Here is a 25755-nt window from a genome sequence, read left to right as displayed (position 1 = left end):
TCTTATTTCCACTACATACAATAGTAAGCTGAGTATAAAGGCGGGGCCAAAGTAAGGATGATTTAGATCACGCCCCCATTGTTGCATGTGGCAATCGATTTTTGCACGTATGGTAGGTCGATATGAACATGAAGAGACAACTTTTCTATGAGTTAAACGATGCGTTATTCAGATAATTGCAAAATAAAGTTTAACGTAAAGCTAAACAGGTTATCTTATCCTATCAGTTTATATTAGGAGGTAAAGTATGGATGAAGTCAATTTAATCCCTTACCGAACGGAAGAAGTTTATGATACGTCATCAGACATACCAGAAGGAATTGAAATGATTGAAGCACCGGCATTATGGGAGCGAACTGATAAAGGAAAGGGTAATGTCATAGCTATTCTTGATACAGGTTGTCAGACAGACCATCCGGATTTAAAGGACCGTATTATCGGCGGCAGGAATTTTACGGCTGATTATAATGGTGATGAAGATGACTTTCGTGATAATAATGGTCATGGCACCCATGTAGCGGGGACCATAGCTGCGGTTGAAAATGGCAGCGGAGTCGTAGGGGCAGCACCGAATGCACAATTGCTTATCTTGAAAGTGCTTTCAGGAAAAGGTGGCGGTCAATATCAAGGGATCATTGATGCTATTGACTACGCCGTGAATTGGAGAGGCCCCGATAACGAGAAAGTAAGGGTCATTTCGATGTCCCTGGGCGGTCCTAATGACATTCCGGAACTACATGATGTCATTAAGCATGCGGTGGAAAATGACATCTCTGTAGTTTGTGCAGCTGGAAATGAAGGAGACGGTCGGGCGGAAACACCCGAACATGCCTATCCTGGTGCATATAATGAAGTGATTCAAGTGGGAGCTGTCGATTACGACCGAAAATTAGCCGATTTCACAAATACAAATGATGAGATCGACCTGGTTGCACCAGGAGTAGATATCTTATCCACTTATACCGATGGGAAATATGCCAGACTCTCCGGTACTTCCATGTCAACTCCACACGTATCAGGCGGGCTTGCGCTGATCATTAATTTGGCTGAAGGTCAATTTGGGCGACGGATGTCCGAGGCTGAGATTTTTTCTCAACTCGTCAAACGAACAATCCCAGTTGGGTATACCAAGAAAGCAGAAGGAAATGGCCTGTTAAATCTGGCGCTAGTCGATAAAATAGAAGATTTATTGAGTGCGCATAACAAAACCTGGTCTTCCCAGAAACTGGCCAGAAAAGAGACGTCTAGATAAATTATTAATAATAAGGCTCTGTTAAGTTTAGTGTTGATATTACTAACAAAAAAAGAACTTCCAATTTTATAGAAGTTCTTCATTTTTAATATATTGGGCTAATTCAACTAAAGCCCACTATTGTGAAGACTCTGTTTCGAGCCTTTTGTGTATGCGGATGCTGGCTGGGAAAACGGATCGCTTTCCGTGGGCATGGGGTGAGCTTCCTCAGGCTACGCCTTGCGGGATCTCACCGCTCATGTTATTCCCACAGGCGTCTCACCGTTTTCCCATCCACCATACAATCATAAGGGGCTCGAAACGACCTTCCGTAACAGGAAGCTTTGACTGAAAAAGCTTTCCTACGCGTGATTATATGTGCTATCGGTTCCCTATAGGCAGATTCGCAATTAAGTGATGTCGAGAAGCCTATATGGCCCTGCACTCCCACAAACATCTGTGGAAAGCGGCGTGTTTTGTCGGAACGGTCATTGAACACCTCCCTAAAACACAATAATTCCGAACGATTTCAGCGAAACGTTCGGAATTATTGTGTTTTATTTCGTTTTGTCCCAACCTCGTTATGTTTATCGTAGGCTCCGGCCCTTTTACGATCAATTCGAGAAACCCTCCCAACCAAATAGGTGGGGAAATGAATATACTATAAAACGCTTGTGTAATGAAATGAGGTGAAAGCGTGGAATCTAAGCAACCTAGAAAAAGGAGCGGCTGCGGCTGCAGAGGCAGGACAAGAAGAAGTGGACAAAGTGAAAAAAATGACCAGAAATCGAACCGGTCATGACATGGAAAATCTGGGGAGGCGTAAATTCAACGCCATTCATGAAGCGTTGAATTTACGTGGAATTAAAGTGATGTGTCGCTCAGCTTATATTTTTTTACATAGTACCATCCATTCGTCGATCGCAAACGATAAAAGATTACCCTCCTCCTCCATGATCTTAAAATCTTGTTTTAATTGAGGATCAGCGCCTAGCATGTAATTTTCAACTTCTTTTAATTGGTTTTTGTCATCAAGGGTTCTCGTAACCCAGTCACGAAACGTCAGTGTTTTTTTTCTGCTGTTGCTCTTTAAAAGTTGTAAACGAGAAGCGTGCACGTATTGTTTCCACTCGTTTATGGGTAAAGCACGAACATGGCTGGGGTCACGCTTTGCTTCGAATGTATTCATGAATGTATCTCCATTTGGATTCTCGGGAGCCACGTTGTCTATCATTATGAATGCGCCACCGGTTTTCAGGACACGACTCGCTTCTTTAATGAATGTCTCAGGATTTGGGAAATGATGCGGGGCAATGCGGCAGGTCACAATATCGAATGTGCCCTCTAAAAAAGGTAATTCTTCTGCATCCGCCACAACATAATAAACATTCGTCAAATCATTCAAGTGAACAGCTGTATTGTTCAGCATTTGTTTTGTGAGATCAGTCGCGAATAGCGTCTTAATACGAGGAGCAAGGTGTTTGACTACATGGCCGCCTCCTGTGGCGATGTCCAAACCTATATCCTCAGGAGAAGGGTCAAGCCACTCGGTAATCAGTTCAAGATCTATTCCATTAGCGTGCGTTTCACTTGTAACATAGGCGTCTGGATTTTTTGAAAATGTGGAGCGTACCAGGTCTTTGCGATAATCGTCCAATTTAGAACACCCTTTCTTACTAAAGTCATGTCTCATGTACATAATAAGTTAATTTTCGTCGTGAAGATAATACGCATTGTGAATACAATGTGATTCAAAAAAGTGATCACACGAATTTGCATAATCATAATAAATAATTTTTATTGAATATTACTATGGTTAAAAAATTGCTAGCATCTATGAGTCAGATAAACATTATATTGCTTCTAGTGTACTATTATAATGCATGTATAGTGTATAAACTTTACTGCTATTCTGAATATGGAATAAGTTCACGTGTGTGCACATATGTGAAGGGCAGACGATACATAATAATCTCAACTCACTCGAAAGAAGGTGAATTGAATGGGAAGAGATGATCGTCGAAAAGCCAATGGAAAAAATGACCGAAAACTTGCCCAAACTCCTGAACGTGATAAGAAAGTTGAAGGCGTTGACGTGGAATACGCTCAAGAATTTGCTGATCAAGATGATGTTGAAGCGCAGGAACGTGCAAAACAAGCTGATGAAAGAGCGAAAAAGTAACAAGAGGCTGGAACAAAACTAAAAGTAATAAAAAAATGCCGAGCTGATGGGTAGCGACCAATCAGTTCGGCGTTTTTGTATATCAATTTTATGCTGAGTCAACCACGTCGCTATTGCGCTTGATCTAAAATACGTTTCCAATGATCGCTTTTTAAACCATTTGAACTTAGCTTTGATTTTGCAAAGGTGACTGTGGCGTAGAATCGATCAAGGCTTTAACCCACTCAATATCTGAATCCGCAGGGTACATATAGTGTTGCTGGTAGTTTTCATGCCCTTTCCCTGTTATGAGAAGCCAATCACCTTCCTTTAGTAAGTTCCAGGCGTAATAAATAGCTTCAGTCCGATCAAAAATAATTGTCCCATTCTGTTGCCCATGCAGGGACTGTATGACATTCAATTGTTCGTGCATGTCCTCTGGACTAACATTATTAAAGTCATCACTCGTAAGGATATAGTGATCTGCATAAAGAGCGCTCGTTTGCAGCATTCCTTTACGCTTACTTAAATCCCTGTTACCTCGAAAGCCGAACACGTGATAAATCGAGTTCGCTCCGGCTTGTTTAGCAGTGCTCAACAGGTGATAAAACGCATCTTCTGTATGCGCATAATCGACAACTACTTTAGCGTTTTCTGGATGATTAAACTGCTCAAAGCGCCCAGGAACGTGCACATGATTTGAAAGCGTGTCCTCTATAACATGTGTAGGGAGGCCAGCTAAATATGAAGCAGCAGCCGCCATAGAGGCATTTAGAAAATTGTGTGTGCCCGGGACAGTGACATTGAACGAAATGACCCCGTTTTTATGGTGAAGTGAAGATTGATCGGGGTCTCCGTAAAAGTCGGCTGATGGGTGCGTGCCAATGGAGTGAAAACGGGAATCACTCCACTGCTCCAACAATTTCTCTCCCCAGTCCTGATCAGCGAAAATAATGCCATAACCATCCGGTTTCAATTGACGAAACAGGCTGGATTTAACTTGAAAGTATTCCTCCATGTCGGCGTGATAATCAAGATGGTCATGGTACAAGTTAGTGAAAATCAGGTAGTCGAACGTCAAACCGTGTGTGCGAAACTGGTGGATTCCATGTGAAGAAATTTCCATGATCACTACATCGTCTTGGCAATTTGCCAAATAACGATGTAATGTAATCGCATCTGGTGTTGAATTTAATGATGGATATTGCTCGCCATTAACTTTATAAAAAAGCGTCCCGAATTGAGCACATGAATGCCCGGAACTCTGAAAAATGTCATGGATCATAATTGAGGTTGTGGTTTTACCATTGGTCCCCGTGATGCCAACCATAATCGGGTAAGTTCGATCTTTCATATAGAAGGCTTGGGCTAATTTAGCAATCGTTTCTCTTGGGTTTTGAATTTGCAGATAGGGAACGGAAATCGATTCATCGAGCTCCCGTTCCGATAAAATTAATGCAGCGCCTCTTTCTATAGCAGAAGAGATAAAAGCATGTCCATCAGATTCAGTTCCATTAAACGCAATAAATAAATCACCAGCGTTAATTTCGCGAGAGTCATGATGAATGTTCTGGATCTCTATATCATGTAAATGTTTTGGTATATCGTGCGTCTTAAAAATGCTTTGTAACAGTTCAAGGGCTTTCACGAAGCATGCTCCTATCATCTAGTTGTTAATATCTGCTCCCCATTATAATTTAAAGGTATGTTTAGTGTAACTGATAATGTGTGAATTACACCTGAATTTCATCAGATTGTTAATAAAATAAAATATTATTGTCATACATGTTCCTTAATAATGGTAAAAAATTTAGCAAATGCGCTAAGTATGCTTTCTCATTTCAAAGGAAGTATAGAGAGGAAAAATATTCACATAATAAATTTACGTCTATAGTCTTTAAGCCTGGATGACAGAAAAGTTACAGTTTTATATCACAAATACGTATTAAATTTTTCACTGTATTGATTTTTTATACAGTACAAATTGTTTAAATTTGTCGATGGTTGTGGTAGGATTAGTACATGTGATCGGCTGCGTCGGCAAATTGCACATGTTGCAAATGTCATCTTTATGAAATATTTAGGAGGTATTAATTGGATGAAGAAATTACGTAAACTCATTCCAGTCATGCTATTGGGATTAATATTAGTGTTGGCTGCCTGCGGCGGTTCGGATGATTCAGAGTCATCAGAAGACAATGCAGGAGGCGACGGATCAGATAACGGTGAAAATACCGAAGAAAAAGGCACAGTCCGTATCGGTATGAATAACTGGGCTGAAAATGTGGCCGTTTCGAACATGTGGAAAATTATTCTCGAAGAAAAGGGTTATACCGTGGAGCTGGAACAAGTCGAAAAAGGCTTCTTGTATGAAGCGCTTGCTGCCGGAGATCTAGACATAGGAATGGAAATTTGGCTGCCAAATACAGATAAAGCATTTTATGACCAGTATGAAGAAGAGATTGACTGGCGCGAAACCTGGTACGAAGGTACTCAACTCGGTCTAGTGGTGCCAAGCTACATGGAGAATATGAACACAATTGAAGATTTGAACAAAAATCAAGATACGTTCAATGACAATCAAATTGTAGGAATTGACGCTGGAGCTAGTCTTATGTCACTGACTGAAGATGCAATCAGTGAATATGATCTGGATTATGAGCTTGCGGCTTCTTCAGGTCCTACAATGACAACAGAACTTAAAAATGCTATTTCTGAAGAAGCACCGATTGTGGTTACCCTATGGAAGCCGCACTGGGCATTCGCAGAAATGGATCTTAAGTTCCTAGAAGATACTAAAGGTGTATATGGAGAATCTGAGGATATTTCCTATGCAGCCCGTCAAGGCCTTGAAGATGATATGCCGACAATTACCAAATGGTTTGATAATTTTATGTTGGACGACCAACAGCTGGGCAGCTTGATGGCAGCATTAAACGAAGCTGAAACATCTGCAGAAGGTGCTCAAAATTGGATTGATGAGAATCAAGACCTGATTGATGAATGGACAAGTGAATCCTCAGAATAATTAACACTTCAACATGGCCTGTCCCTGATAAAGAGGGACAGGCTTATTTGTATTTGGCCGGTATGGGCAGGGATTTTTTTGTTTTTAATAAAGTCGTTTAATGATCCATTGTATGCTTTATATAAGTTTCACGTTTTTTTGCGGATTGAAGTTTAAGGAAGGGTGATAGCGGAAACATATTTAAGCAGATAGCATTTTTTTAAGTAAAGGAGTAGATGTAGCTTATGGATTTGAGTAAAGAAATTAAAAAACTCGAGAACATTCACCTCGAGAAACCACAGAAGGTATTTACGATGTATTTAAATACAGATCCATCAGATCCTGAACAACAAGCAGGAGAATGGAAGATTCATCTAAAAAATGGCCTGAACAATTTTGAGCAGTATTTACAGGATAATGATTCAGATGAGAAACGAAATTGGTGGGCCGCAAAAGAGAACGTGGAAAAATTCATTCATGAGAATGAGCAAAATTTCGCAAAGAGCGTCGTGGTATTCGCTTCAGGAGATGAGTCGGTATGGTTTGCGGAGCGTTTTCAGATGCCGGTTACGACTGAATTCTACTGGGAAGAAACGCCTGTTCTTGATCAGTTGAAGACCATGCACGAAAAGTTCCCGAAAACCGGCATTATTTTAACTCAAAAGAATGAAATCAAAGTGATTAACGCTGAGCTCGGAAACCTAAAAGGGACTCGGTTGTATGAGCTTGACTTGAATACAGAAGATTGGAAGCAGCATACCGGGCCACACAAAGCTCAACCTGCAATGGGCTCCGGAGGAAAAAGCTCGAAATCCGATGAATATCAAGAACGTTTCGAGGCTAATCGCTATCGTTGGTACAAAAGTATTGCCCCGAAATTGGATAAATTGGCAAAAGATAATGAATGGGAAAATATCTATATTGTCGGTGACAAAGAAGAAGCTGAAGATTTGGAAGATAACATGAACAAAGAAATTACAGACAAAGTAAATAAAAATCTACTTGATCACGAAGAGATGAGTGTCATTAATGAAGTGGTCAATTATTAATTCGTGTACCCGAAAAGAACACTCTCTATAGAGTGAGGTTTCTCAGGCTGTCGAGAAAGTCTCGACAGCCTGATTTTTTTGATTTCTTTTATTTTTCACCGTGGTCTTAATGCGAAAAATAGGCCAATATATAAATTTCCCCTTTATCCCCTGAAAAGTACGTCCCTTATATTCTGAAGAAAATGGGCTCTCGCCAAAACACAAAAAAATTGTCCTCCCTCTAAGGTGAAGGAGAGTCTTATTCTGACTTAAAGAAACTCCAAGGAGCGAGACCCCTTCTACTCCTGCGGAAGAACGGGTGAGCCGAGATCGCCGAGTGTGGGTTTCACGAGGAAGCTCGGGCGCTCGTCCGCGGAAAGTGAAGGGGCCTCGCTCCTGGCAGCAAGAAATAAGTTTGCGTAAAAATAGGGTTTCTCCACAAACTGAGCGCCCTCTCGTTCGAGAGAGCGCTGTTTTTTGTTATTCCATTTAGCTTCATCGCCTAGCTTTTTAAGAGCAAATAAGTTGACTAAAATACATGTAGGGGGTATTTTGAAATTAAACGAGAGGAAAGGGTGGAGCGTAATGAACAATGAACACGAACAAACAGATTTGCCAGAAAATAGCGGCAAACAGCCTGTTACGCCTCGAACACCAGCAGAAAAGCATCAAGTCGTCAATCGGCTAAAACGCATCGAAGGTCAAGTGCGTGGTATACAAAATATGGTCGAGGATGACCGCTATTGCGTCGATATATTAGTGCAATTGTCGGCCATTGATTCGGCATTGAAAAATGTAGGTTATTCGCTGATGGAACGTCACACCAAACATTGCGTGAGTGATGCGATCCGCTCCGGCGAAGGAGAAGAGGCGATTGATGAGTTGATGAAAGTGCTTAAGCAATTTTCAAAATAGAGGGGGGCTACGATGGCACAAAAAGAATTGGATCTGGCTATTACAGGCATGACCTGTGCAGCTTGCTCTTCACGAATAGAGAAAGTCCTCAATAAAACAGAAGGGGTGGAGGCGCATGTTAACCTTCCGATGGAAAAAGCTCAGATCCATTATGATCCGGGGGCCATTTCCCCTTCCATTCTTATCGAGACCATTGAAAGACTCGGATATGGTGTCGAGCCAGAACCATTAGAAGTTGATGTTCATGGCATGACGTGTGCAGCGTGCTCCAGTCGTATAGAAAAAGTGCTCAATAAAATGGAGGGGATTGACGAAGCTGCTATTAACCTTACCAATGAGACAGGTAAGATTACGTATTTCAAAGGGGTCACCTCCCAACAAGCGATCATTGACCGTATCCAAAAGCTGGGTTATGACGCGTCCCCTCGGGCAGATCAAGCCTCCAAATCTGAACAAAAAGAACAGGAGTTAACCCATAAGCGTTGGCAGCTTGGGATATCAGGGTTATTGTCCTTTCCGTTACTATTGACCATGTTTGCCCATTTGTTTGGCTTACCTATCCCGCAACTGCTTATGAACCCATGGTTCCAGATGGCTTTAGCCACACCCGTTCAATTTATTATTGGGTGGACTTTTTATCAAGGCGCTTATCACAACCTGAAAAATGGAAGCGCCAATATGGATGTCTTAATAGCTCTAGGCACAAGTGCGGCTTATTTTTATAGTGTAACGGAGATATTCAGGGGGATGGCTCAGCCTGACAGTACTATCCACTTATACTTTGAAACGAGTGCGATTTTAATCACTTTGGTATTAGTCGGGAAATACTTTGAGGCCGTAGCTAAAGGGCGGACCACGATGGCCATATCCAAGTTGATGAACCTCCAGGCCAAAGAGGCTCGTGTGATGCGTGAGGAACAAGAATCCATGGTTCCAGTTGAACAAGTCGTGCAGGGCGATATTGTCAAAGTGAAGCCGGGAGAGAAAATCCCTGTAGATGGAATTGTCATAAATGGTGAGACGACAGTGGATGAGTCGATGATTACCGGTGAATCCATGCCCGTGTCAAAAATGGCTGACGCCCACGTAACGGGGGCCACAATTAATGAGAATGGAACGATTGAACTTCGCGTCACTCATGTAGGGCAAGAGACGGTTTTGGCTAGTATTGTCAAAGTCGTCGAAGAAGCGCAGAGTTCCAAAGCCCCGATCCAAAGGATGGCTGATGTCATTTCCAATTATTTTGTCCCCATCGTATTAGGGATTGCGGTAGTGACGTTTGCCGTATGGATGCTTTGGGTTAGCCCTGCTCAAATATCAGCGGCATTAGAAGCTGCCATAGCTGTTTTAGTTATTGCCTGTCCGTGTGCTTTAGGATTGGCAACTCCTACATCGATAATGGTTGGAAGTGGAAAAGGAGCCGAACAAGGAATCTTGTTTAAGGGCGGCGAACATTTGGAAAACACTTACCGTATTGATACTGTCGTTTTTGACAAAACGGGCACACTCACAAATGGCAAACCAGAAGTGACAGACTTTGCAGGGGATGCTTCAGCTTTGCATTTCATGGCTAGTGCTGAAAACCATTCAGAGCATCCTCTAGCTTCTGCCATTGTTTATTACGGGGAAAAGCAAGGTGTGGAGGTAGTAAAGCCTGAGTATTTTAAAGCCATTCCGGGTAGCGGAATAGAAGCGAGAATAGAAGAAAAAAATATATTGATTGGCACTAGGAAGTTAATGGAGAGCCATGACGTGGAATATGAGGAATACGAAGAGAGATTAAAGCATTGGGAAAATGAAGGAAAAACAGTGATGCTTGCCGCGATCGATCAGCAACTTCAAGCTGTTGCTGCTGTTGCTGACACGATCAAACCATCTGCAATCTCGGCTTTAAAGCAGTTGAAAAAGCAAAATTTAGAACTCGTGATGTTGACGGGCGATCAGGAAAGAACGGCTCGTGCTATTGCAGACCAAGTCGGAATTGATACGGTCATCGCACAAGTCATTCCGACTGAAAAAGCCGATCACATTCAAGCATTGCAACAAGCTGGGAAACGCGTTGCAATGGTTGGTGATGGTCTCAACGACGCTCCTGCTTTAACCGTTGCAAATGTCGGAATAGCAATAGGCACAGGGACCGATGTTGCCATAGAAGCAGCCGATGTCACGATAATGGGCGACGAACTTAATCTGATCCCTAAGGCTATTGAGCTTAGTGGAGCTACGATGAAAAATATCCGGCAAAATTTGTTCTGGGCTTTAGCCTATAATACAGCCGGGATTCCCGTGGCTGCTGCAGGACTCCTTGCGCCCTGGGTTGCAGGAGCTGCGATGGCGTTCAGTTCGGTAAGTGTTGTTTCTAACTCTCTTCGCTTAAAACGCATCAAACTATGATAGTTGAATCCACAACAAGCAATTTTAATGCTTGAATAAATTACGAGGAAGGTGTGTTCTATGCAACTTACTTTAGAAGTTAACGGTATGACATGTGGTCATTGTGAAGAAGCGGTCAAAGGAGCGCTTGAGAATTTAGAAGGTATTCATGGCGTGGAAGTCCATCTCGACGCTGGAAAAGTTAACGTCACCTATGATGAAGCGTTCGTATCCAAAGGTACAATGAAGCAGGCTATAGAAGATCAGGGCTACGAAGCTGTAGGATAAAAGCAGTATCATCCGCTGAACACAGCACAACCATTAAACCAAAACGTGTTTGGATGTTAATATCCCCGCGTTTTGGTTTTTTCTTTTCTATTGGTAAACAAACGTACCGGGCCGATGAGTGATCATGAGCATAGCCAAAACACAGACACGCATGCTGGAACAGCGCAAGCCGAAAAGCTTGCACGCCCTGAAACACAAAGGTTCCGAACAATTTCAGTGAAATCGTTCGGAACCTTTGTGTTTTATTTCAGTTTTGTGCCAGCCTCTTCCCCTTGTGCATAAGTACTTTTATGATGCAGCGATCATAGGACTTATTGCACACCGTAAGGTAATTGGTTTTTATATCCCGAAAACTGCTGGTAGGCCTGTTGAATTTTAGATTGTTGAGCTTGTTCAAGGCTGTACCAGCCATTTTTAAACATCAGATTGTAAAGGTTTCGTTGACAATCCTGTGTTTCTTTGAAAATCGTGACAAGGTCCTGGTAGAGCTGGGCGTTACTTGCTTCATTTAATGCGACGTTATAAGCGGAGGTCATATACTTCTCTGTCGTGAGTTGATCATTAATAAAATCACGTTCATTCATCTCCGGTGTTTTAGGGACGCTTGTTTCGGGATTTTGGATTTTTTGAGATTGCTGTTCTTGTGGCATTCGAATACCTCCTTAGTTGACAGGTGTTTGTTGTGTGTTCAAATGTTCCAGTATTTTGTTGTAGTGTCTTTGGTGCATCTCGCCTGCTTGTTCCAGGGCGGCCTGCAGTTCTTGAGTTTGGCACTGTTGAGCAAAGAAGTGTGCTTTTTTACACGCATTCAAGTTCCACGACAACATATCTGTCAAGTAGAGCTGATCCTTGGTACTGACGATATGAGGCGGTTGTTTCATCGGCTGTGTTTCTTGAATGCCAGAATCATTTTGCGCCATTTCGTATTCCCTCCTTATTAAAGTCAACTATAGTATCTCCGGCTCCTCTTCTTTTATGAAGTTACTTCCAGATTTTGCACGGATATGGAAAAATACTCATACGGTCAAAAACATGATAAAATACACATATATGCATAGTTTCGCTAAAGTTTTCGAAACATTCAAATAGTAAATAGTTATCGCGTTAAGAGGGGGAGATAGAGTTGGAACAGTTAATGCGGAACTTTTTTCTGTTTCTATCCAAAAATAGGTTTTTTACTAAACTGGCTAAAAAATACGGACTACGGTTTGGAGCAGGTCGTTTTGTAGCAGGAGAAACAATCCCGGATGCCGTCACTTCGATTCGTAAACTCAATGAAAAAGGGATGTCTGTCACCATAGACCATCTCGGTGAGTTTATCGATAGTGAATCGGAAGCAGAGGCCGCAGCTGACGATTGTATAGCTGCGATCCAAGCAATCGCTGAAAATCAGCTTGATTCTCAACTGTCATTAAAATTGACTTCGATGGGTCTTGATATTTCGGAACCCCTGGTTATTGCTAACATGCAGCGCATCCTGCAGGAAGGTAAAAAAAATAATGTATTCATCACGATCGACATGGAGGACTACGACAGATGCGCTAAGACGTTGGAGATATTCAAGCAGTTACGGAAAGAATACGATAATGTTGGGACAGTTCTACAAGCGTATTTGTACCGCACAGTAGAGGACATTGAAGGACTGGATGAATACGATCCCAACTTGCGTCTTGTCAAAGGCGCCTATAAAGAATCGCCGAAAGTGGCCTTTCCCGAGAAAAAGGATACGGACGAGAACTTTAAAAAAATCATTAAAATCCATCTTTTAAACGGGCATTATACAGCGATTGCCACCCATGATGACGCCATCATCAATTACACAAAAGAGCTGGTGAGGGAATATAATATTCCAACTGATCAATTCGAATTTCAAATGCTCTATGGCATCCGTGTGGAGCGACAGGAAGAGCTTGTAAGAGAAGGATACGAAATGCGGATTTATGTACCTTATGGAAACGATTGGTACGGCTATTTCATGAGGCGGTTGGCTGAACGGCCAGCAAACGTCATGTTTGTGTTAAAAGGAGTGTTTGGAAAATAAGATGGGCTTTTCACTAAGGTTTGGCGCAAGGACGTCAAACCTTTCATAAACTTATACGTTCTTTGATGACGCGAATACGCTTTCAATTATTTGCAAATTACCCCATAAAAGGTTTGCGAAATATCTGAAATTATTTTATAGTTAGAGTAGAAGTCGATAGGCAACTATCATCTTTTTTTAGGGAGTTAAATGAATGAGTATTCATTCAAAATGATAGGGGGAACTGGAATGAATCGTAAAATCAAGCGCGCAGCCGTCCTGGGATCTGGAGTTATGGGAGCGGGAATCGCTGCACACTTGGCGAATGTAGGGATCCCGACAATCATGTTGGATATCGTCCCGCGTGAATTAACAAAAGATGAAGAAAAGAAAGGCTTGACCATTGAGGATAAGGTGGTTAGAAACCGGGTAGCCACTCAGAGTAAACAGGCCTTACTAAAACAAAATCCATCACCACTTACCAGTAAGAAAAACCTTGAGCTTATTCAGGTTGGTAACATGGAAGATGATATGAACCAATTAAATGACGTCGATTGGATTATCGAGGTTGTTGTCGAGAACCTGGAGATCAAGAAGAAAGTATTCGCTAATATTGATCAGCATCGCAAAGCGGGAACAATTGTGAGTTCGAATACCTCAGGCATCTCTGTTGAGGAAATGGTTCAAGATGTGTCAGAAGACTTGCGCCAACACTTTCTTGGCACCCACTTTTTTAACCCGCCTCGCTATATGAAATTATTAGAAGTGATTCCGACAAAGGATACATCTCCTGAAGTTCTCTCCTTTATGAAAGCGTTTGGGGAAGATGTACTCGGTAAAGGGGTTGTGGAAGCTAAAGACACTCCTAACTTTATCGCCAATCGTATCGGTACTTATGGGTTGTTAGTTACAGTGCAAAAAATGCTGGAAGGCGGCTACAGCATCGGCGAGGTGGATTCTGTTACAGGTCCAATGATCGGCCGGCCGAAAAGTGCTACCTTCCGCACCCTTGACGTCGTAGGATTGGACACATTCATTCATGTGGCCAAAAACGTCTATGACAAGGTAGAAGGGAAAGAAAAAACAGCTTTTGAGATTCCTTCATTCATGGAGAAGATGCAGGAAAAAGGCTGGCTTGGGGCTAAAAGCGGTCAAGGATTTTTCTTGAAACAGAAAGGTGAAAAAGGCAGCGAAATCCTAGAATTGAATCCTGACACCTTTGAGTATGAAGAACGGAAAAAGCTGAAGACGAAAGCGACTGAAATGGTAAAACAAGAAAAAGGACCGAAACGGAAATTGCAGGCGCTCGTTTCTGCTGAAGGTGATCGAGCCGGTGATTTCGTGTGGTCCGTTGTTAAACCTGTTCTGCAATATGCAGCTCATCTGACGGGTGAAATCGCTGATGATATACCATCAATCGATGAAGCCATGCGCTGGGGATTCGGCTGGGAACTGGGTCCGTATGAAATGTGGGATGCCATTGGTGTGAAAACCTCGGTCGATCGTATGAAGCAGGAAGGTGACGAGATTCCTGAATGGGTTGAACAGATGCTGGCTAAAGGGTTTACGTCGTTCTACACGCAAGAAAATGGAAACGTTTACTATTACCATGAGGGTGAATACCGCCAGCAGCATTTCAATCCTAATTTATTTAACCTTAAACGCATGAAAGAAACAAAAGAGGTTTTAAATAAAAATGCAGGCGCAAGTTTAATTGACTTAGGTGATGGCGTTGCCGGTTTGGAGTTCCATTCCCAAAGCAATGCCATCGGTTTGGATATAATCAAGATGATCAACTATGCAGTCGATGAGGTCGACGAGCATTTTGAAGGTCTCGTCATCGGCAATCAAGGTAAAAACTTCTGTGTCGGGGCCAACCTTGGCATGATGCTTATGGAAGCTCAAGATTTCAACTTCTTTGAAATAGAAATGGTCGTCAAACAATTTCAGGATGCCATGATGCGCATTAAATATGCTGATAAACCGATCGTTGCGGCTCCATTCGGAATGTCACTCGGTGGAGGTGCCGAAGTATGTTTGCCTGCTGCTGCTATTCAAGCGTCACAGGAGACCTACATGGGGCTAGTAGAGCCAGGAGTAGGACTGATACCTGGGGGAGGCGGAAACAAGGAACTTTACTTGAAGCATCTTCGCAACATCCCGCAAGGAGTAGATTTCGACTTACAAAAAATCACGAATGAAGTTTTTGAAAAGATCGCCATGGCGAAAGTCTCCACTTCAGGGGAAGAAGCGCGTGAAAATGGATTTCTGGATCAGCTGGATGCCATTAGCGTTAATGGGGACCATCTCTTACATGATGCCAAACAAAAAGTGCTGGGACTTTCACGAGCTGGATATCAAGCTCCGAAACGTACGCACGTGCCTGTTGTAGGTGAGCAAGGCTATGCCACGATGCTACTCGGTGCCAAGGCCTTGGGACAGGGCGGATATGCTACGGAGCATGATCTTAAAATTGCTGAGAAGCTCGCGTTTGTTTTGGCGGGAGGACGCTTGAAAGAAGGGTCCTTAGTGGATGAACAATACCTGTTGGATTTGGAACGTGAAGCATTCTTAAGTTTGATAGGCGAGCCTAAGACCCAACAGCGGATGCAACATATGCTCACGAAAGGAAAACCACTGCGCAATTAATCATATTTCAATTAGAGGGGGATGGAACGTGAAGGAAGCAGTTATCGTCTCAGGAGCAAGAACTCCTGTAGGAAAGGCTAAAAAAGGATCACTTGCCCACACGCGACCTGATGATCTTGCCGCTTTGACCATTAAAGAAACGTTGAAACGAGCGAACAATTACAGCGGTAACATTGATGACGTCATCATTGGATGCGCCATGCCGGAAGCAGAGCAAGGGATGAATATGGCGCGTAATATTGCCGGACTTGCCGGATTAGACCATACCATACCTGGAGTGACGGTTAACCGCTATTGCTCTTCTGGACTGCAAAGTATTGCTTATGCTGCGGAAAAAATCATGATTGGTCATAGTGAAGCTGCGATTGCAGGCGGAGCAGAATCGATGAGCATGGTACCGGTCGGCGGTCATGTCATCAAACCGAACGTGAAGCTGGTAGAACATGCACCGGAGTATTATATGTCCATGGGGCATACAGCTGAAGAAGTGGCCAACCGTTTTAACATAGCTCGAGAAGATCAGGATGCATTCGCTGCCCGGAGCCATGAGCGAGCAGCCAAAGCTCAGGAAGAAGGGAAATTCCAGGATGAAATCGTACCTGTGGATGTCGTAGACAGAGAACTCGGGTCTGATAACAAAGTCAAGGAAAAGTCATTTTCCTTCTCGAAAGACGAAGGGGTCAGGCCGGGCACAACGAAAGACGTGCTGGGGAACCTTAAACCTGCTTTCTCAGTGAATGGTTCAGTAACAGCAGGGAACTCCTCTCAAATGAGTGACGGCGCTGCCTCTGTCTTGGTAATGGAACATGAAAAAGCACTAGCAGATGGTTTGAAGCCATTAGCCAAGTTCCGCTCGTTTGCTGTGGCGGGTGTCGAGCCTGAAATTATGGGTGTCGGGCCAATCGAAGCGGTGCCGAAAGCCTTAAGGTTAGCCGGACTCGAAACGTCAGATATCGGGTTATTTGAACTGAATGAGGCCTTTGCGTCGCAGTCTCTCCGTGTCATCCGTGAACTAGGACTGGATGAAGAAAAAGTTAACGTCAATGGAGGAGCGATCGCTTTGGGGCACCCGCTTGGCTGTACGGGTACTAAGCTGACGCTCAGTTTGATTCATGAAATGAAACGACGTAACGAGCAGTTTGGTGTCGTGACGATGTGTATTGGCGGTGGAATGGGAGCTGCCGGGGTTTTTGAATTATTATAATAAGAGGAGGAACGCATGATGGGTGATACAAAAGAGAAGGTATTCAAAGGCGGCGGATTTTTAATCGAAGATGTGGAAGCAGAAGATATTATCACGCCTGAGGATTTCACAGAAGAACACAAGATGATTGCCAAAACCACAGAGGATTTTGTGTTGGGCGAAGTGGTACCCAAGATTGATAATTTGGAGAACCATGAGTTTGAGCATTCGGTCAAATTGTTAAAACAAGCAGGTGAACTGGGCTTACTGGGGGCGGATGTGCCGGAAGAATACGGCGGCCTTGCGTTGGATAAGATCAGTTCATCCTTGATCACAGAAAAATTCTCACGCGCTGGTGGTTTTTCGGTGACACATGGTGCCCATGTAGGAATCGGCTCGTTACCGATTGTCTTTTTCGGGAATGATCAACAAAAGGAGAAATACCTGCCTGTGCTTGCAACCGGTGAGAAACTGGCAGCCTATGCGTTGACGGAGCCTGGATCTGGGTCAGACGCACTTGGAGCTAAGACCACAGCCAAATTGAATGAAGCAGGAACACACTATATTTTGAATGGTGAGAAGCAGTGGATCACCAACTCTGCTTTTGCCGATGTATTTGTTGTTTATGCGAAAATCGATGGCGACAAATTCACTGCCTTTATCATTGAACGCGACTATCCCGGCGTGTCAACGGGACCAGAAGAGAAGAAAATGGGGATAAAAAGTTCCTCGACACGTACGTTGATTTTAGAAGACGCTGAAGTGCCCGTGGAAAATGTGCTGGGAGAAATAGGCAGAGGGCATGTCATCGCATTCAATATTTTGAATGTAGGCCGTTACAAGCTGGCGATAGGCGGAGTGGGGAGCTCAAAACGCGCCCTGGAGCTTTCTATAAAATATGCTAACGAGCGTAAGCAGTTTAAGACGTCTATTTCGAGCTTTCCACTTATTCAAGAAAAGTTAGCGTCAGTGGCTGCTAACACGTATGCAAACGAAAGCGCTGTTTACCGGACAGTCGGCTTATTTGAACAGAGTATGGGAGATTTATCAAATGAGGATTTGAAAGATGGGCAGGCAGTGGCCGATATCATTGCCGAATACGCTATTGAGTGTTCATTAAACAAAGTATTCGGTACCGAATTATTGGATTTTGCTGCAGATGAAGCTGTGCAAATCCACGGGGGATATGGCTTTATGCAGGAATACGAAGTCGAGCGGATCTACCGGGATTCCCGAATTAACCGCATCTTCGAAGGAACGAATGAAATAAACAGAATGATCGTACCTGGTACACTAATGAAAAAAGCAATGAAAGGCGAATTGCCATTGCTTCAAAAAGCTGAAGCGCTGCAAGAAGAGATTATGACGATGATGCCTGAAGAACCGGGGCTGGCTACGTTAGAGCAGGAAACGTATCTCTTGAAAAACGCAAAGAAAATCGCACTTCTTGGAGCTGGTTTATCGGCTCAGAAGTACGGTGAAAAACTTGAAAATGAGCAAGAGATATTAGTGAATATCGCCGATATGGTAGGCGAAATTTACAACATGGAATCAGCAGTACTACGGACGAAGAAAGCGATTAATAAAGACGGTGAAGCAGCTCACCAACAGAAATTACTGTACACACAAGTTTACGTGCAAGAAGCTTTCAATCGAATTGAATCACATGCGAAAGAAACGTTAATTGCAGCTGAATCAGGCGATTCTTTACGTATGATGCTCGGTGCACTTCGTAAATTGACACGTCATACGCCGACCAATGTGATTGCGAAGAAGCGAGAAATTGCAGCATCGTTGATTAAAGAACAGAAGTATATCGTTTAAACCAGCTTATATTCTTGAGAAAAAGGCTTTAGTGAGCTTGCTCACTAAAGCCTTTTTTCGTTGATTTATTGAAAAAACGTACGAATATGAAATAATTATGGAGAATGTGGTAGAATAATGATGATTACACGTTAAAGGAGGGTCAATTGAGATGGCGGTCACGTTTTATTGGTACCCCAAATGCGGCACGTGCCAAAAAGCAAAAAAATGGCTAGACGAAAATGAAGTGGCGTACACGAGTGTACATATCGTTGATTCCCCGCCGAGTCCTCACGAGCTCCGTGAGATCATCCATCAGAGCGAACTTCCGACCAGAAAATTTTTCAATACGAGCGGGAAAAAATATCGGGAGCTTGGGATGAAGGATAAACTTAAGGATGCGACAGAAGAGGACATGATTGAGTGGCTGGCATCTGATGGGATGTTAATTAAAAGACCTATTCTTACCGATCAAAAACATGTTACGGTAGGGTTTAACGAACAGGATTTTATAGAGAAGTGGCAATGAGCAGATAATTGGAAATAAAGGCGTATAGCTTTTATGTTAAAATGTGTTGTTTATACTTATATTAATTTTAATTTGGAGGGGTAATGATGAGCTTACCTAAAGATTTACGTTATTCTGAAGAACATGAATGGGTAAAAGTTGAAGGAGATAAGGTGCGCATTGGTATCACGGATTTCGCACAATCTGAATTGGGGGATATTGTATTTGTTGAATTGCCAGAAGAAGGCGATGCAATTGAAGCAGACGAGCCGTTTGGTAGTGTAGAATCTGTTAAAACGGTTTCCGAATTGTACGCCCCCATTAATGGTAAAGTTGTAGAAATTAATGAAGAATTAGAAGATAGCCCGGAATTTGTTAACGAATCACCATATGATAAAGCATGGATGGTTGTAGTGGAACCGAAAGATTCATCGGAAATCGATGAGCTGATGTCTGCTGAAGAATATGAAAAAATGATTAACGAAGACTAAGCATAATAACGAGATAATTGATGATTCAACGATCAATCTTAGCGTCATCAAGCTGCAGACCATGCTTTAACTGAAGGGCATGGTCTGTTTTATATAGACTGTGCCAAATAGCAGGTGATATGAATGGATGAAGAAGAACGGATCGTGATCGTAGAGGGCATTACAGATAAGAAACAATTAAAAAAAATACTGGCTGAAGATATCGATATCGTATGTACGCATGGGACACTTGGGGTTGAAAGGATGGAAGAAATCATTTTGGATCATAACTTGGACCATCGTCCGGTTTATATTCTCGTGGATGAAGACCATTCTGGATATAAACTGCGTAAACAGCTTTCCCATGAACTCCCCCATGCTGAACATATTTACATCGATAAGACGTTCAGGGAAGTGGCAGCGACGCCTGAGCCCGAATTGGCGAGAGCCTTGCTCAGCCGTCATTTTACAGTGAAACCTATTTATCTTATATAAGGATGTTTACCATGATTGAAATAGAAACGTCGTCATTTGAGAATGACTTGAGGGAACAAGGTGTGGCATTGACTTTTGTCTATACGACCATGTGTGGCACGTGTCAGGTGGCGAGGAAAATGCTTCATAGTATTGAGGCGTTGTATGACTCTAGTCTCTTCCAACAGTTGAATGCTGCATTTTATGCTGAAGCGATGGACGCCTATAAAATTGAAAGTGTCCCTTGTTTGCTCATTACCCGTCAGGGTCACGTTGTCGAGAAAGTGTATGCATTTCATTCCGTCCCGTTTCTGTATGAAAAATTAACACCTTACATTAACCAAAAAGCAGAAAATCTCAGATAATATAACCCCTGGGGGAAGTGGCGTTAATCAACCACTTCTCCCAGGGTTTCTACTATGGTGAGAAAATCAGTCTGATCTCCGAATTGCGCATAGATGAGACCAGCTTGATTGATGATGACAGTACTCGGAACGCCATCGCATTTATAGCGATCATAGACACGACGTCCGTCGTCCTGGAGTGTAGGTTGGTTTAAATATTTATGAGCAAATTGGATGCCTGCCTCAGGGTCTCGTTCACGGCCAGGAACGTTTATGGTCACCATATGGACATTGTCATGATTTATGGTGTTGTATAGCTGTTCTTTCTTGGGTAAATCACGAGCAGAATCCGGACACCAGGAGGTCCAAAACGTCAGCATAATGACGTGGCCAATGTGATCGTTCAGATGGAATGTTTCATCTGAGTTCAAGTACGATAAATCGAAGGAAGGAGCTTGCTCCATCGTGTTGACCCCTTTCTTAAAATGGCGTTTTTAACTTCCATTATGCTAACATAGGATAATCGTATACGTCATAAACTATGCTGTTTTCAGAGAACGATCAAATAAGGGTACGCTTCTTGAAATCAATTTTAATAACGCCTTATGAAAAAAGTGTATAATTATTGACACAACATGATGAGGGTGCTAGAATCCATCACGTAATACTTAAACAAGTTAAAGTGATAATAAATCAAAATATTTTCTCTTATCGAGAGTGGCAGAGGGACTGGCCCGATGAAGCCCGGCAACCGTCAAGCATTGCTTGAGAAGGTGCCAAATCCTGCAGAGCGTTCAGCTTTGGCAGATGAGAGAACAGAAGTTGAGACGAATTTTTTCGCCTTTCTGTTCCCTTGAGCAGAAAGGCTTTTTTGTGTCTGAAGGAGGAGTCAGCATGATTTCAATCAATAACTTGTCTAAAGTGTTCCAAACAAAAGATCAGCAGGTCCAGGCTGTTGATCAACTTGACTTATCCATTACTAAAGGGGAAATCTTTGGTGTCATCGGGTATAGCGGAGCGGGGAAGAGTACATTTATCCGCTTGTTGAACCGCTTGGAAGATCCGAGCGATGGCCGTGTAACCATTGATGACCAGGAGATAACTTCGCTCCATAAACGGGAACTTCGCATGGCCCGTCAAGAAATGGGCATGATCTTTCAACATTTCAATTTGTTATGGTCAAGAACAGTCAAGGAGAATATTGCTTTTCCGCTGGAAATAGCAGGTGTGCCAAAAGAAGAGCGAGAAAGCCGAGTCGCGGAACTGATGGAGCTGGTCGGGCTTGGTGAACGGCAAAATGCCTATCCTTCCCAATTAAGTGGAGGGCAAAAACAGCGCGTGGGTATTGCGAGAGCACTAGCGAACAACCCGAAAGTTTTATTGTGTGATGAAGCTACGTCAGCCCTTGACCCTGATACGACCGATTCTATATTAAATTTGCTTGTTGACATCAATCAGAAACTCGGTCTGACGATTGTCTTGATTACGCACGAAATGCATGTCATACGAAAAATCTGTCACCGCGTAGCCGTTATGGAAGAGGGAGCTGTGGTTGAGCAAGGTGACGTGCTTGATGTATTTCTTCATCCTCAACAGCCGGTCACACGAAAATTTGTCGACCAAGTAATGGGCGATCCTGAGCAAGAGCACTCGTTAGGGTTGATCCATCAAAAATATCAATCCGGTCGTATCGTGCGCCTTCATTTTGTAGGAGAGAGCACTAACCAGGCTCTCATTAGTGAACTATCACGTGAATTCAAGTTGGATATTAATATCCTTCACGGGAAAATCACCCAAACCCAGAAAGGGGCGTACGGGACATTATTCGTTCACCTTGAGGGGGAAGAGGATGAAATTGGACGAGCGATCGCATTCGTAGAAAAGACGTCTGTTGAAGTGGAGGTGAATCCTGATGCTTAAGCAGTTATTTCCAAATGTTGAATTGGAAGATATGATTACGGCTACGAATGAAACGTTATATATGACAGTCATCTCAGTAGCGGGCACGTTCATTCTAGGTATTTTGCTTGGATTGCTCTTGTATCTGACGGCGCCTGGAGGGCTCTGGCAAAATAAAATAACAAATTTACTGACAGCTTCTCTCGTCAACGTATTCAGAGCCATCCCATTTATTATTTTGATTCTGCTATTATTTCCTTTCACTGATTTTCTTATGGGAACAATCAGAGGCCCAAAAGCTGCTTTGCCAGCGTTAATTATTGGGGGAGCTCCCTTTTATGCCAGGTTAGTGGAAATTGCTTTGAAAGAGGTTGATAAAGGCGTCATAGAAGCGGCTAAGGCGATGGGGGCCTCATACAAAACAATCATTTTCAAAGTATTGCTGCCAGAATCAATGCCTGCCCTCGTTTCTGGTATTACCGTGACCGCTATTGCCCTCATTGGCTATACAGCAATTGCTGGAGTCATTGGAGCAGGCGGATTGGGAGATTTTGCTTACTTTTACGGATTCCAACGGAGCGACATTGATGTTGTGCTGGTTTGCACGATTTTAATCGTCTTAATTGTATTTATATTTCAATTTATTGGCGACTTTGTATCACGACAATTAGATAAACGATAAATAAATTAAAGGGGTAATGAACGATGAGAAAATTAACGATCAGTTTACTAACAGGCGTATTGCTTATAGTTTTGGCAGCTTGCGGCTCTTCCAACGAGGAAGGTTCAAATAGCGGCAATGGAAACGGGGAGGAAGGAACAGACGAAATTACAGTAGGTGCAACAAGCACACCACACGCTGAAGTGCTTGAAGAAGCGAAACCATTACTTGAAGAAGAAGGCATCACATTGAATATTGAAGAATATCAAGATTATGTTTTACCCAACCAACATTTGGACGCAGGAGAGATTGATGCGAACTATTTCCAGCACATTCCTTATCTTGAACAGCAAAAAGAAGAAAATGGCTACGATTTCGTCAATCTAGGCGGCATTCACATTGAGCCTATGGGGATCTATAGCAGCAGTATTTCCAGCCTGGATGAGATTGAGGACGGCACAACCGTACTCATGAGTCGCTCTGTTGCAGATCATGGTCGCATCCTTTCATTACTCGAACGTGAAGGTTTGATAAAATTAGATAAAGATGTAAACAAAGTGGATGCTACAACTGACGATGTTGTAGAAAACCCAAAAAATCTTAAATTTGATGCCCAGTACGAAGCGGCATTTTTACCCGAAATGTATGAGCGCGAGGAAAACACCCTTGTTGCCATCAATACGAATTACGCAATTGAAGCTGATTTGAACCCGAGTGAGGATGCTTTAATCCTAGAAGGATCGGAATCTCCTTATGTAAACGTCATTGCAGCCAACGCTTCAGATGAAGATTCTGAAGCATTGCAAACGTTGGTTGATGTGCTTCGTACTGAAGAAATCCAAAGCTTTATTAAAGAGGAGTATGACGGCGCCGTCGTACCTGTGAATGGAAACGACTAATCGTTGATCACCTCTTTGACATAATAACGTGGTCTCTGCCAATACTAAGCAGGGACACGTTATTTTAGTTTGGAGGATGAAAATATGACGGAACACAATATGAATCAGACTGAAACGTATTTGCAGGAGTATAAACATGGAATCGGGGTATTTTCAGAGAAAGTTCCCCATATTGCACACCAATTCAATGCGTTTTCAGAAGCTTGTTTTAAAGAAGGGACACTCTCAAAGAAAGAAAAGCATCTTATCGCTCTGGGAATCAGCATAGCAGCTCAAGATGAATACTGCATGATCTACCATACAAAAGGATGTGTGGATCACGGTGCAAATGAGGAAGAAATCATGGAAGCTTGTGGCGTTTCGGCGGCCTTCGGTGGAGGGGCGGCCCTAAGCCAGGCGGTCACCCTCGTTCAAAATGCATGGAATGATCTCACTTCTTCAACACATTGAAGTCACAAAAGAAATTGGAAGCAACGGGGAGAAATCATTATGTATTATCTTTACGGTTAAGGTGAAAAGGTAGCAACGGGGAATTTTAATTGTCATTGGTCCTATACCGATATACAGCAAGATTGGCTGGAAAAAATAGCTATGGTAAGATTAATTGTGTAAAAAATCTGAAAGGATTGATTTATTATTAACGACGATCTGAACTTGAATTATACTGCTGAGATGGAAAAAGCCATGCATAAAACACATGGGCTTGGATATGAAGAGTACAGCAGAAAATTGGATCAGCGTTTGGAAGTGGAAAGAAAGCGAAATGAAGAACATCAACAAAGTAAAAAATTAGTAGCTGAAGTTGAAAAACAACTTCATAGATAAAGAAAAAGAGCAGGTGGTTTAAATCACCTGCTCTTTTCTTGTATGCTATACATAAGGAAATTTTTTCGCGAGAGGATTGAATGGAACATCTCAATGGAATACAGTCGGGAACATAGTAAAAAGTTGATATCAGGTTTTAAATGATATAAGATTGTAATGAGAATAGATTGAGAATTTAAGGTATTCTTTATCAACTTAATTCAGATAGATGGAGGTATAAATTATGGCAGGATCGACTTTAGAAATCAAAGATCTTCATGTAGAAATTGAAGGAGAAAAAATTCTGAATGGCGTTAATTTAACGTTAACAGGTGGTGAGTTCCATGCAGTCATGGGACCGAACGGGACAGGGAAATCAACCCTTGCTTCGGCTATCATGGGCCATCCCAAATATGAAGTAACGCAAGGTGACATTTTCCTTGATGGTGAAAACGTTCTGGAAATGGAAGTCGACGAACGTGCCCAGGCTGGATTATTCCTGGCTATGCAGTACCCAAGTGAAATCAGTGGAGTGACTAATTCCGATTTCCTTCGTTCTTCTATTAATGCCCGTCGCGAAGAAGGGGACGAGATTTCCCTCATGAAGTTCATTAAAGAAATGGATAGCAAGATGGACACGTTGGACATTGACAAAAACATGGCTCAGCGTTATTTGAATGAAGGTTTCTCAGGCGGTGAGAAGAAACGTAATGAGATTCTTCAATTGATGATGATACAGCCAGCTATTGCCATCCTTGACGAAATCGACTCTGGGTTGGATATTGACGCTTTGAAAGTCGTAGCTAAAGGGATCAATGACATGCGCGATGACAACTTCGGCTGCTTGATCATCACACACTATCAGCGTCTGCTTAACTACGTAACGCCAGATAACGTACACGTGATGATGCAAGGACGCATCGTTAAATCCGGCGGACCAGAACTGGCTCAGCGCCTTGAAGAGGAAGGTTACGACTGGATAAAAGACGAATTAGGCATTGAAGACGAAACGGTTAGCCAGAACGCGTAATTGGATAG

Annotated in this window: 26 protein-coding genes and 1 riboswitch; of the genes, 21 read left to right on the top strand and 5 right to left on the bottom strand. The window is 42.7% G+C overall.

From position 1 onward, the window contains the following. Positions 1–247: 247 nt before the first annotated feature. Positions 248–1252: a S8 family peptidase gene (locus HOP45_RS12225; protein ID WP_181349575.1), complete on the top strand. Its 1005-nt coding sequence runs from the start codon at positions 248–250 to the stop codon at positions 1250–1252. Between the two features lie 865 nt (positions 1253–2117). Here the strand turns inward: HOP45_RS12225 and HOP45_RS12220 are convergent. After that, complete coding sequence (locus HOP45_RS12220; RefSeq protein ID WP_255437631.1) at positions 2118–2888, bottom strand: class I SAM-dependent methyltransferase; 771 nt, start codon at positions 2886–2888, stop codon at positions 2118–2120. A gap of 345 nt (positions 2889–3233) precedes the next feature. Here HOP45_RS12220 and HOP45_RS12215 point away from each other — a divergent pair, with 345 nt between their 5' ends. After that, complete coding sequence (locus tag HOP45_RS12215; RefSeq protein ID WP_181349574.1) at positions 3234–3413, top strand: YfhD family protein; 180 nt, start codon at positions 3234–3236, stop codon at positions 3411–3413. A gap of 166 nt (positions 3414–3579) precedes the next feature. Here the strand turns inward: HOP45_RS12215 and HOP45_RS12210 are convergent, their stop codons facing one another. Next, entirely contained in the window at positions 3580–5040 is a 1461-nt protein-coding gene (locus tag HOP45_RS12210) for a UDP-N-acetylmuramoyl-L-alanyl-D-glutamate--2,6-diaminopimelate ligase (RefSeq protein WP_181349573.1), read from the bottom strand. Between the two features lie 450 nt (positions 5041–5490). Between HOP45_RS12210 and HOP45_RS12205 the strand changes: the two genes are divergently transcribed. The 5 genes from HOP45_RS12205 to copZ all read left to right on the top strand — a co-directional run bounded on the left by HOP45_RS12205 (position 5491) and on the right by copZ (position 11003). Next, positions 5491–6420, top strand: coding sequence for a glycine betaine ABC transporter substrate-binding protein (locus HOP45_RS12205; RefSeq protein WP_181349572.1), 930 nt, complete (start codon positions 5491–5493; stop codon positions 6418–6420). A gap of 224 nt (positions 6421–6644) precedes the next feature. After that, entirely contained in the window at positions 6645–7448 is an 804-nt protein-coding gene (locus HOP45_RS12200; protein WP_181349571.1) for a VLRF1 family aeRF1-type release factor, read from the top strand. Between the two features lie 564 nt (positions 7449–8012). Continuing rightward, positions 8013–8342 carry a metal-sensing transcriptional repressor gene (locus HOP45_RS12195; RefSeq protein WP_181349570.1) on the top strand — a complete coding sequence of 110 codons (330 nt, stop codon included), beginning with the start codon at positions 8013–8015 and terminating at the stop codon, positions 8340–8342. 12 nt (positions 8343–8354) lie between these two features. Next, a complete protein-coding gene (locus tag HOP45_RS12190) occupies positions 8355–10736 on the top strand; it encodes a heavy metal translocating P-type ATPase (protein WP_181349569.1) in 2382 nt (793 codons plus the stop codon). Between the two features lie 60 nt (positions 10737–10796). Beyond that, positions 10797–11003, top strand: coding sequence for a copper chaperone CopZ (copZ, locus tag HOP45_RS12185; RefSeq protein ID WP_181349568.1), 207 nt, complete (start codon positions 10797–10799; stop codon positions 11001–11003). 311 nt (positions 11004–11314) lie between these two features. Here the strand turns inward: copZ and HOP45_RS12180 are convergent, their stop codons facing one another. Then, positions 11315–11653, bottom strand: a complete 339-nt coding sequence (locus HOP45_RS12180; protein WP_181349567.1) for a spore coat protein — start codon at positions 11651–11653, stop codon at positions 11315–11317. Between the two features lie 12 nt (positions 11654–11665). Continuing rightward, positions 11666–11923 carry a hypothetical protein gene (locus HOP45_RS12175; protein ID WP_181349566.1) on the bottom strand — a complete coding sequence of 86 codons (258 nt, stop codon included), beginning with the start codon at positions 11921–11923 and terminating at the stop codon, positions 11666–11668. Positions 11924–12126: 203 nt separating this feature from the next. On the opposite strand from HOP45_RS12175, the gene HOP45_RS12170 reads away from it, so the two are divergent. The 8 genes from HOP45_RS12170 (at position 12127) to HOP45_RS12135 (ending at position 20475) form a co-directional block, all read left to right on the top strand. After that, a complete protein-coding gene (locus HOP45_RS12170; RefSeq protein WP_181349565.1) occupies positions 12127–13044 on the top strand; it encodes a proline dehydrogenase family protein in 918 nt (305 codons plus the stop codon). 228 nt (positions 13045–13272) lie between these two features. Then, entirely contained in the window at positions 13273–15672 is a 2400-nt protein-coding gene (locus tag HOP45_RS12165) for a 3-hydroxyacyl-CoA dehydrogenase/enoyl-CoA hydratase family protein (protein WP_181349564.1), read from the top strand. A 28-nt stretch (positions 15673–15700) separates the two neighbouring features. Next, positions 15701–16876, top strand: coding sequence for an acetyl-CoA C-acetyltransferase (locus tag HOP45_RS12160; RefSeq protein WP_181349563.1), 1176 nt, complete (start codon positions 15701–15703; stop codon positions 16874–16876). Between the two features lie 18 nt (positions 16877–16894). After that, complete coding sequence (locus HOP45_RS12155) at positions 16895–18679, top strand: acyl-CoA dehydrogenase family protein (protein WP_181349562.1); 1785 nt, start codon at positions 16895–16897, stop codon at positions 18677–18679. A 151-nt stretch (positions 18680–18830) separates the two neighbouring features. After that, positions 18831–19187, top strand: coding sequence for an arsenate reductase family protein (locus tag HOP45_RS12150; protein WP_181349561.1), 357 nt, complete (start codon positions 18831–18833; stop codon positions 19185–19187). A gap of 86 nt (positions 19188–19273) precedes the next feature. Beyond that, positions 19274–19657, top strand: a complete 384-nt coding sequence (gcvH, locus tag HOP45_RS12145) for a glycine cleavage system protein GcvH (protein ID WP_181349560.1) — start codon at positions 19274–19276, stop codon at positions 19655–19657. A 123-nt stretch (positions 19658–19780) separates the two neighbouring features. After that, positions 19781–20131 carry a toprim domain-containing protein gene (locus HOP45_RS12140; RefSeq protein ID WP_181349559.1) on the top strand — a complete coding sequence of 117 codons (351 nt, stop codon included), beginning with the start codon at positions 19781–19783 and terminating at the stop codon, positions 20129–20131. Positions 20132–20142: 11 nt separating this feature from the next. Further along, positions 20143–20475, top strand: coding sequence for a thioredoxin family protein (locus tag HOP45_RS12135; protein ID WP_181349558.1), 333 nt, complete (start codon positions 20143–20145; stop codon positions 20473–20475). 23 nt (positions 20476–20498) lie between these two features. On the opposite strand, the gene HOP45_RS12130 is transcribed toward HOP45_RS12135, so the two are convergent. Beyond that, positions 20499–20918 (bottom strand): TlpA family protein disulfide reductase, encoded by a 420-nt coding sequence (locus tag HOP45_RS12130; protein ID WP_181349557.1) that lies wholly within the window; start codon positions 20916–20918, stop codon positions 20499–20501. Positions 20919–21159: 241 nt separating this feature from the next. Then, a riboswitch (SAM riboswitch) is annotated at positions 21160–21268 on the top strand. A gap of 80 nt (positions 21269–21348) precedes the next feature. On the opposite strand from HOP45_RS12130, the gene HOP45_RS12125 reads away from it, so the two are divergent. From HOP45_RS12125 to sufC, 6 genes are all read left to right on the top strand, one after another. After that, the gene (locus HOP45_RS12125) at positions 21349–22374 is read left to right on the top strand and encodes a methionine ABC transporter ATP-binding protein (RefSeq protein WP_181349556.1); all 1026 of its coding nucleotides are present in this window, start codon (positions 21349–21351) and stop codon (positions 22372–22374) included. Further along, entirely contained in the window at positions 22367–23035 is a 669-nt protein-coding gene (locus HOP45_RS12120) for a methionine ABC transporter permease (RefSeq protein ID WP_181349555.1), read from the top strand. The genes HOP45_RS12125 and HOP45_RS12120 overlap by 8 nt, the downstream gene beginning before the upstream one ends. A gap of 23 nt (positions 23036–23058) precedes the next feature. Next, on the top strand, positions 23059–23913 hold the full coding sequence (locus HOP45_RS12115) for a MetQ/NlpA family ABC transporter substrate-binding protein (protein ID WP_181349554.1): 855 nt from the start codon (positions 23059–23061) through the stop codon (positions 23911–23913). 84 nt (positions 23914–23997) lie between these two features. Beyond that, on the top strand, positions 23998–24363 hold the full coding sequence (locus tag HOP45_RS12110; protein ID WP_181349553.1) for a carboxymuconolactone decarboxylase family protein: 366 nt from the start codon (positions 23998–24000) through the stop codon (positions 24361–24363). Between the two features lie 204 nt (positions 24364–24567). Continuing rightward, complete coding sequence (locus HOP45_RS12105) at positions 24568–24738, top strand: YuzK family famiily protein (RefSeq protein WP_181349700.1); 171 nt, start codon at positions 24568–24570, stop codon at positions 24736–24738. A gap of 223 nt (positions 24739–24961) precedes the next feature. Then, on the top strand, positions 24962–25747 hold the full coding sequence (gene sufC, locus HOP45_RS12100; RefSeq protein ID WP_181349552.1) for a Fe-S cluster assembly ATPase SufC: 786 nt from the start codon (positions 24962–24964) through the stop codon (positions 25745–25747). The last annotated feature ends 8 nt before the right edge of the window (positions 25748–25755 follow it).

The sequence above is a fragment of the Thalassobacillus sp. CUG 92003 genome, assembly GCF_013618635.1.
In the GTDB taxonomy this organism is placed as follows: Bacteria; Bacillota; Bacilli; order Bacillales; family Halobacillaceae; genus CUG-92003.
Note: the sequence above shows the minus strand (reverse complement) of the source record. Positions and strands in the feature narration are given on the sequence as shown.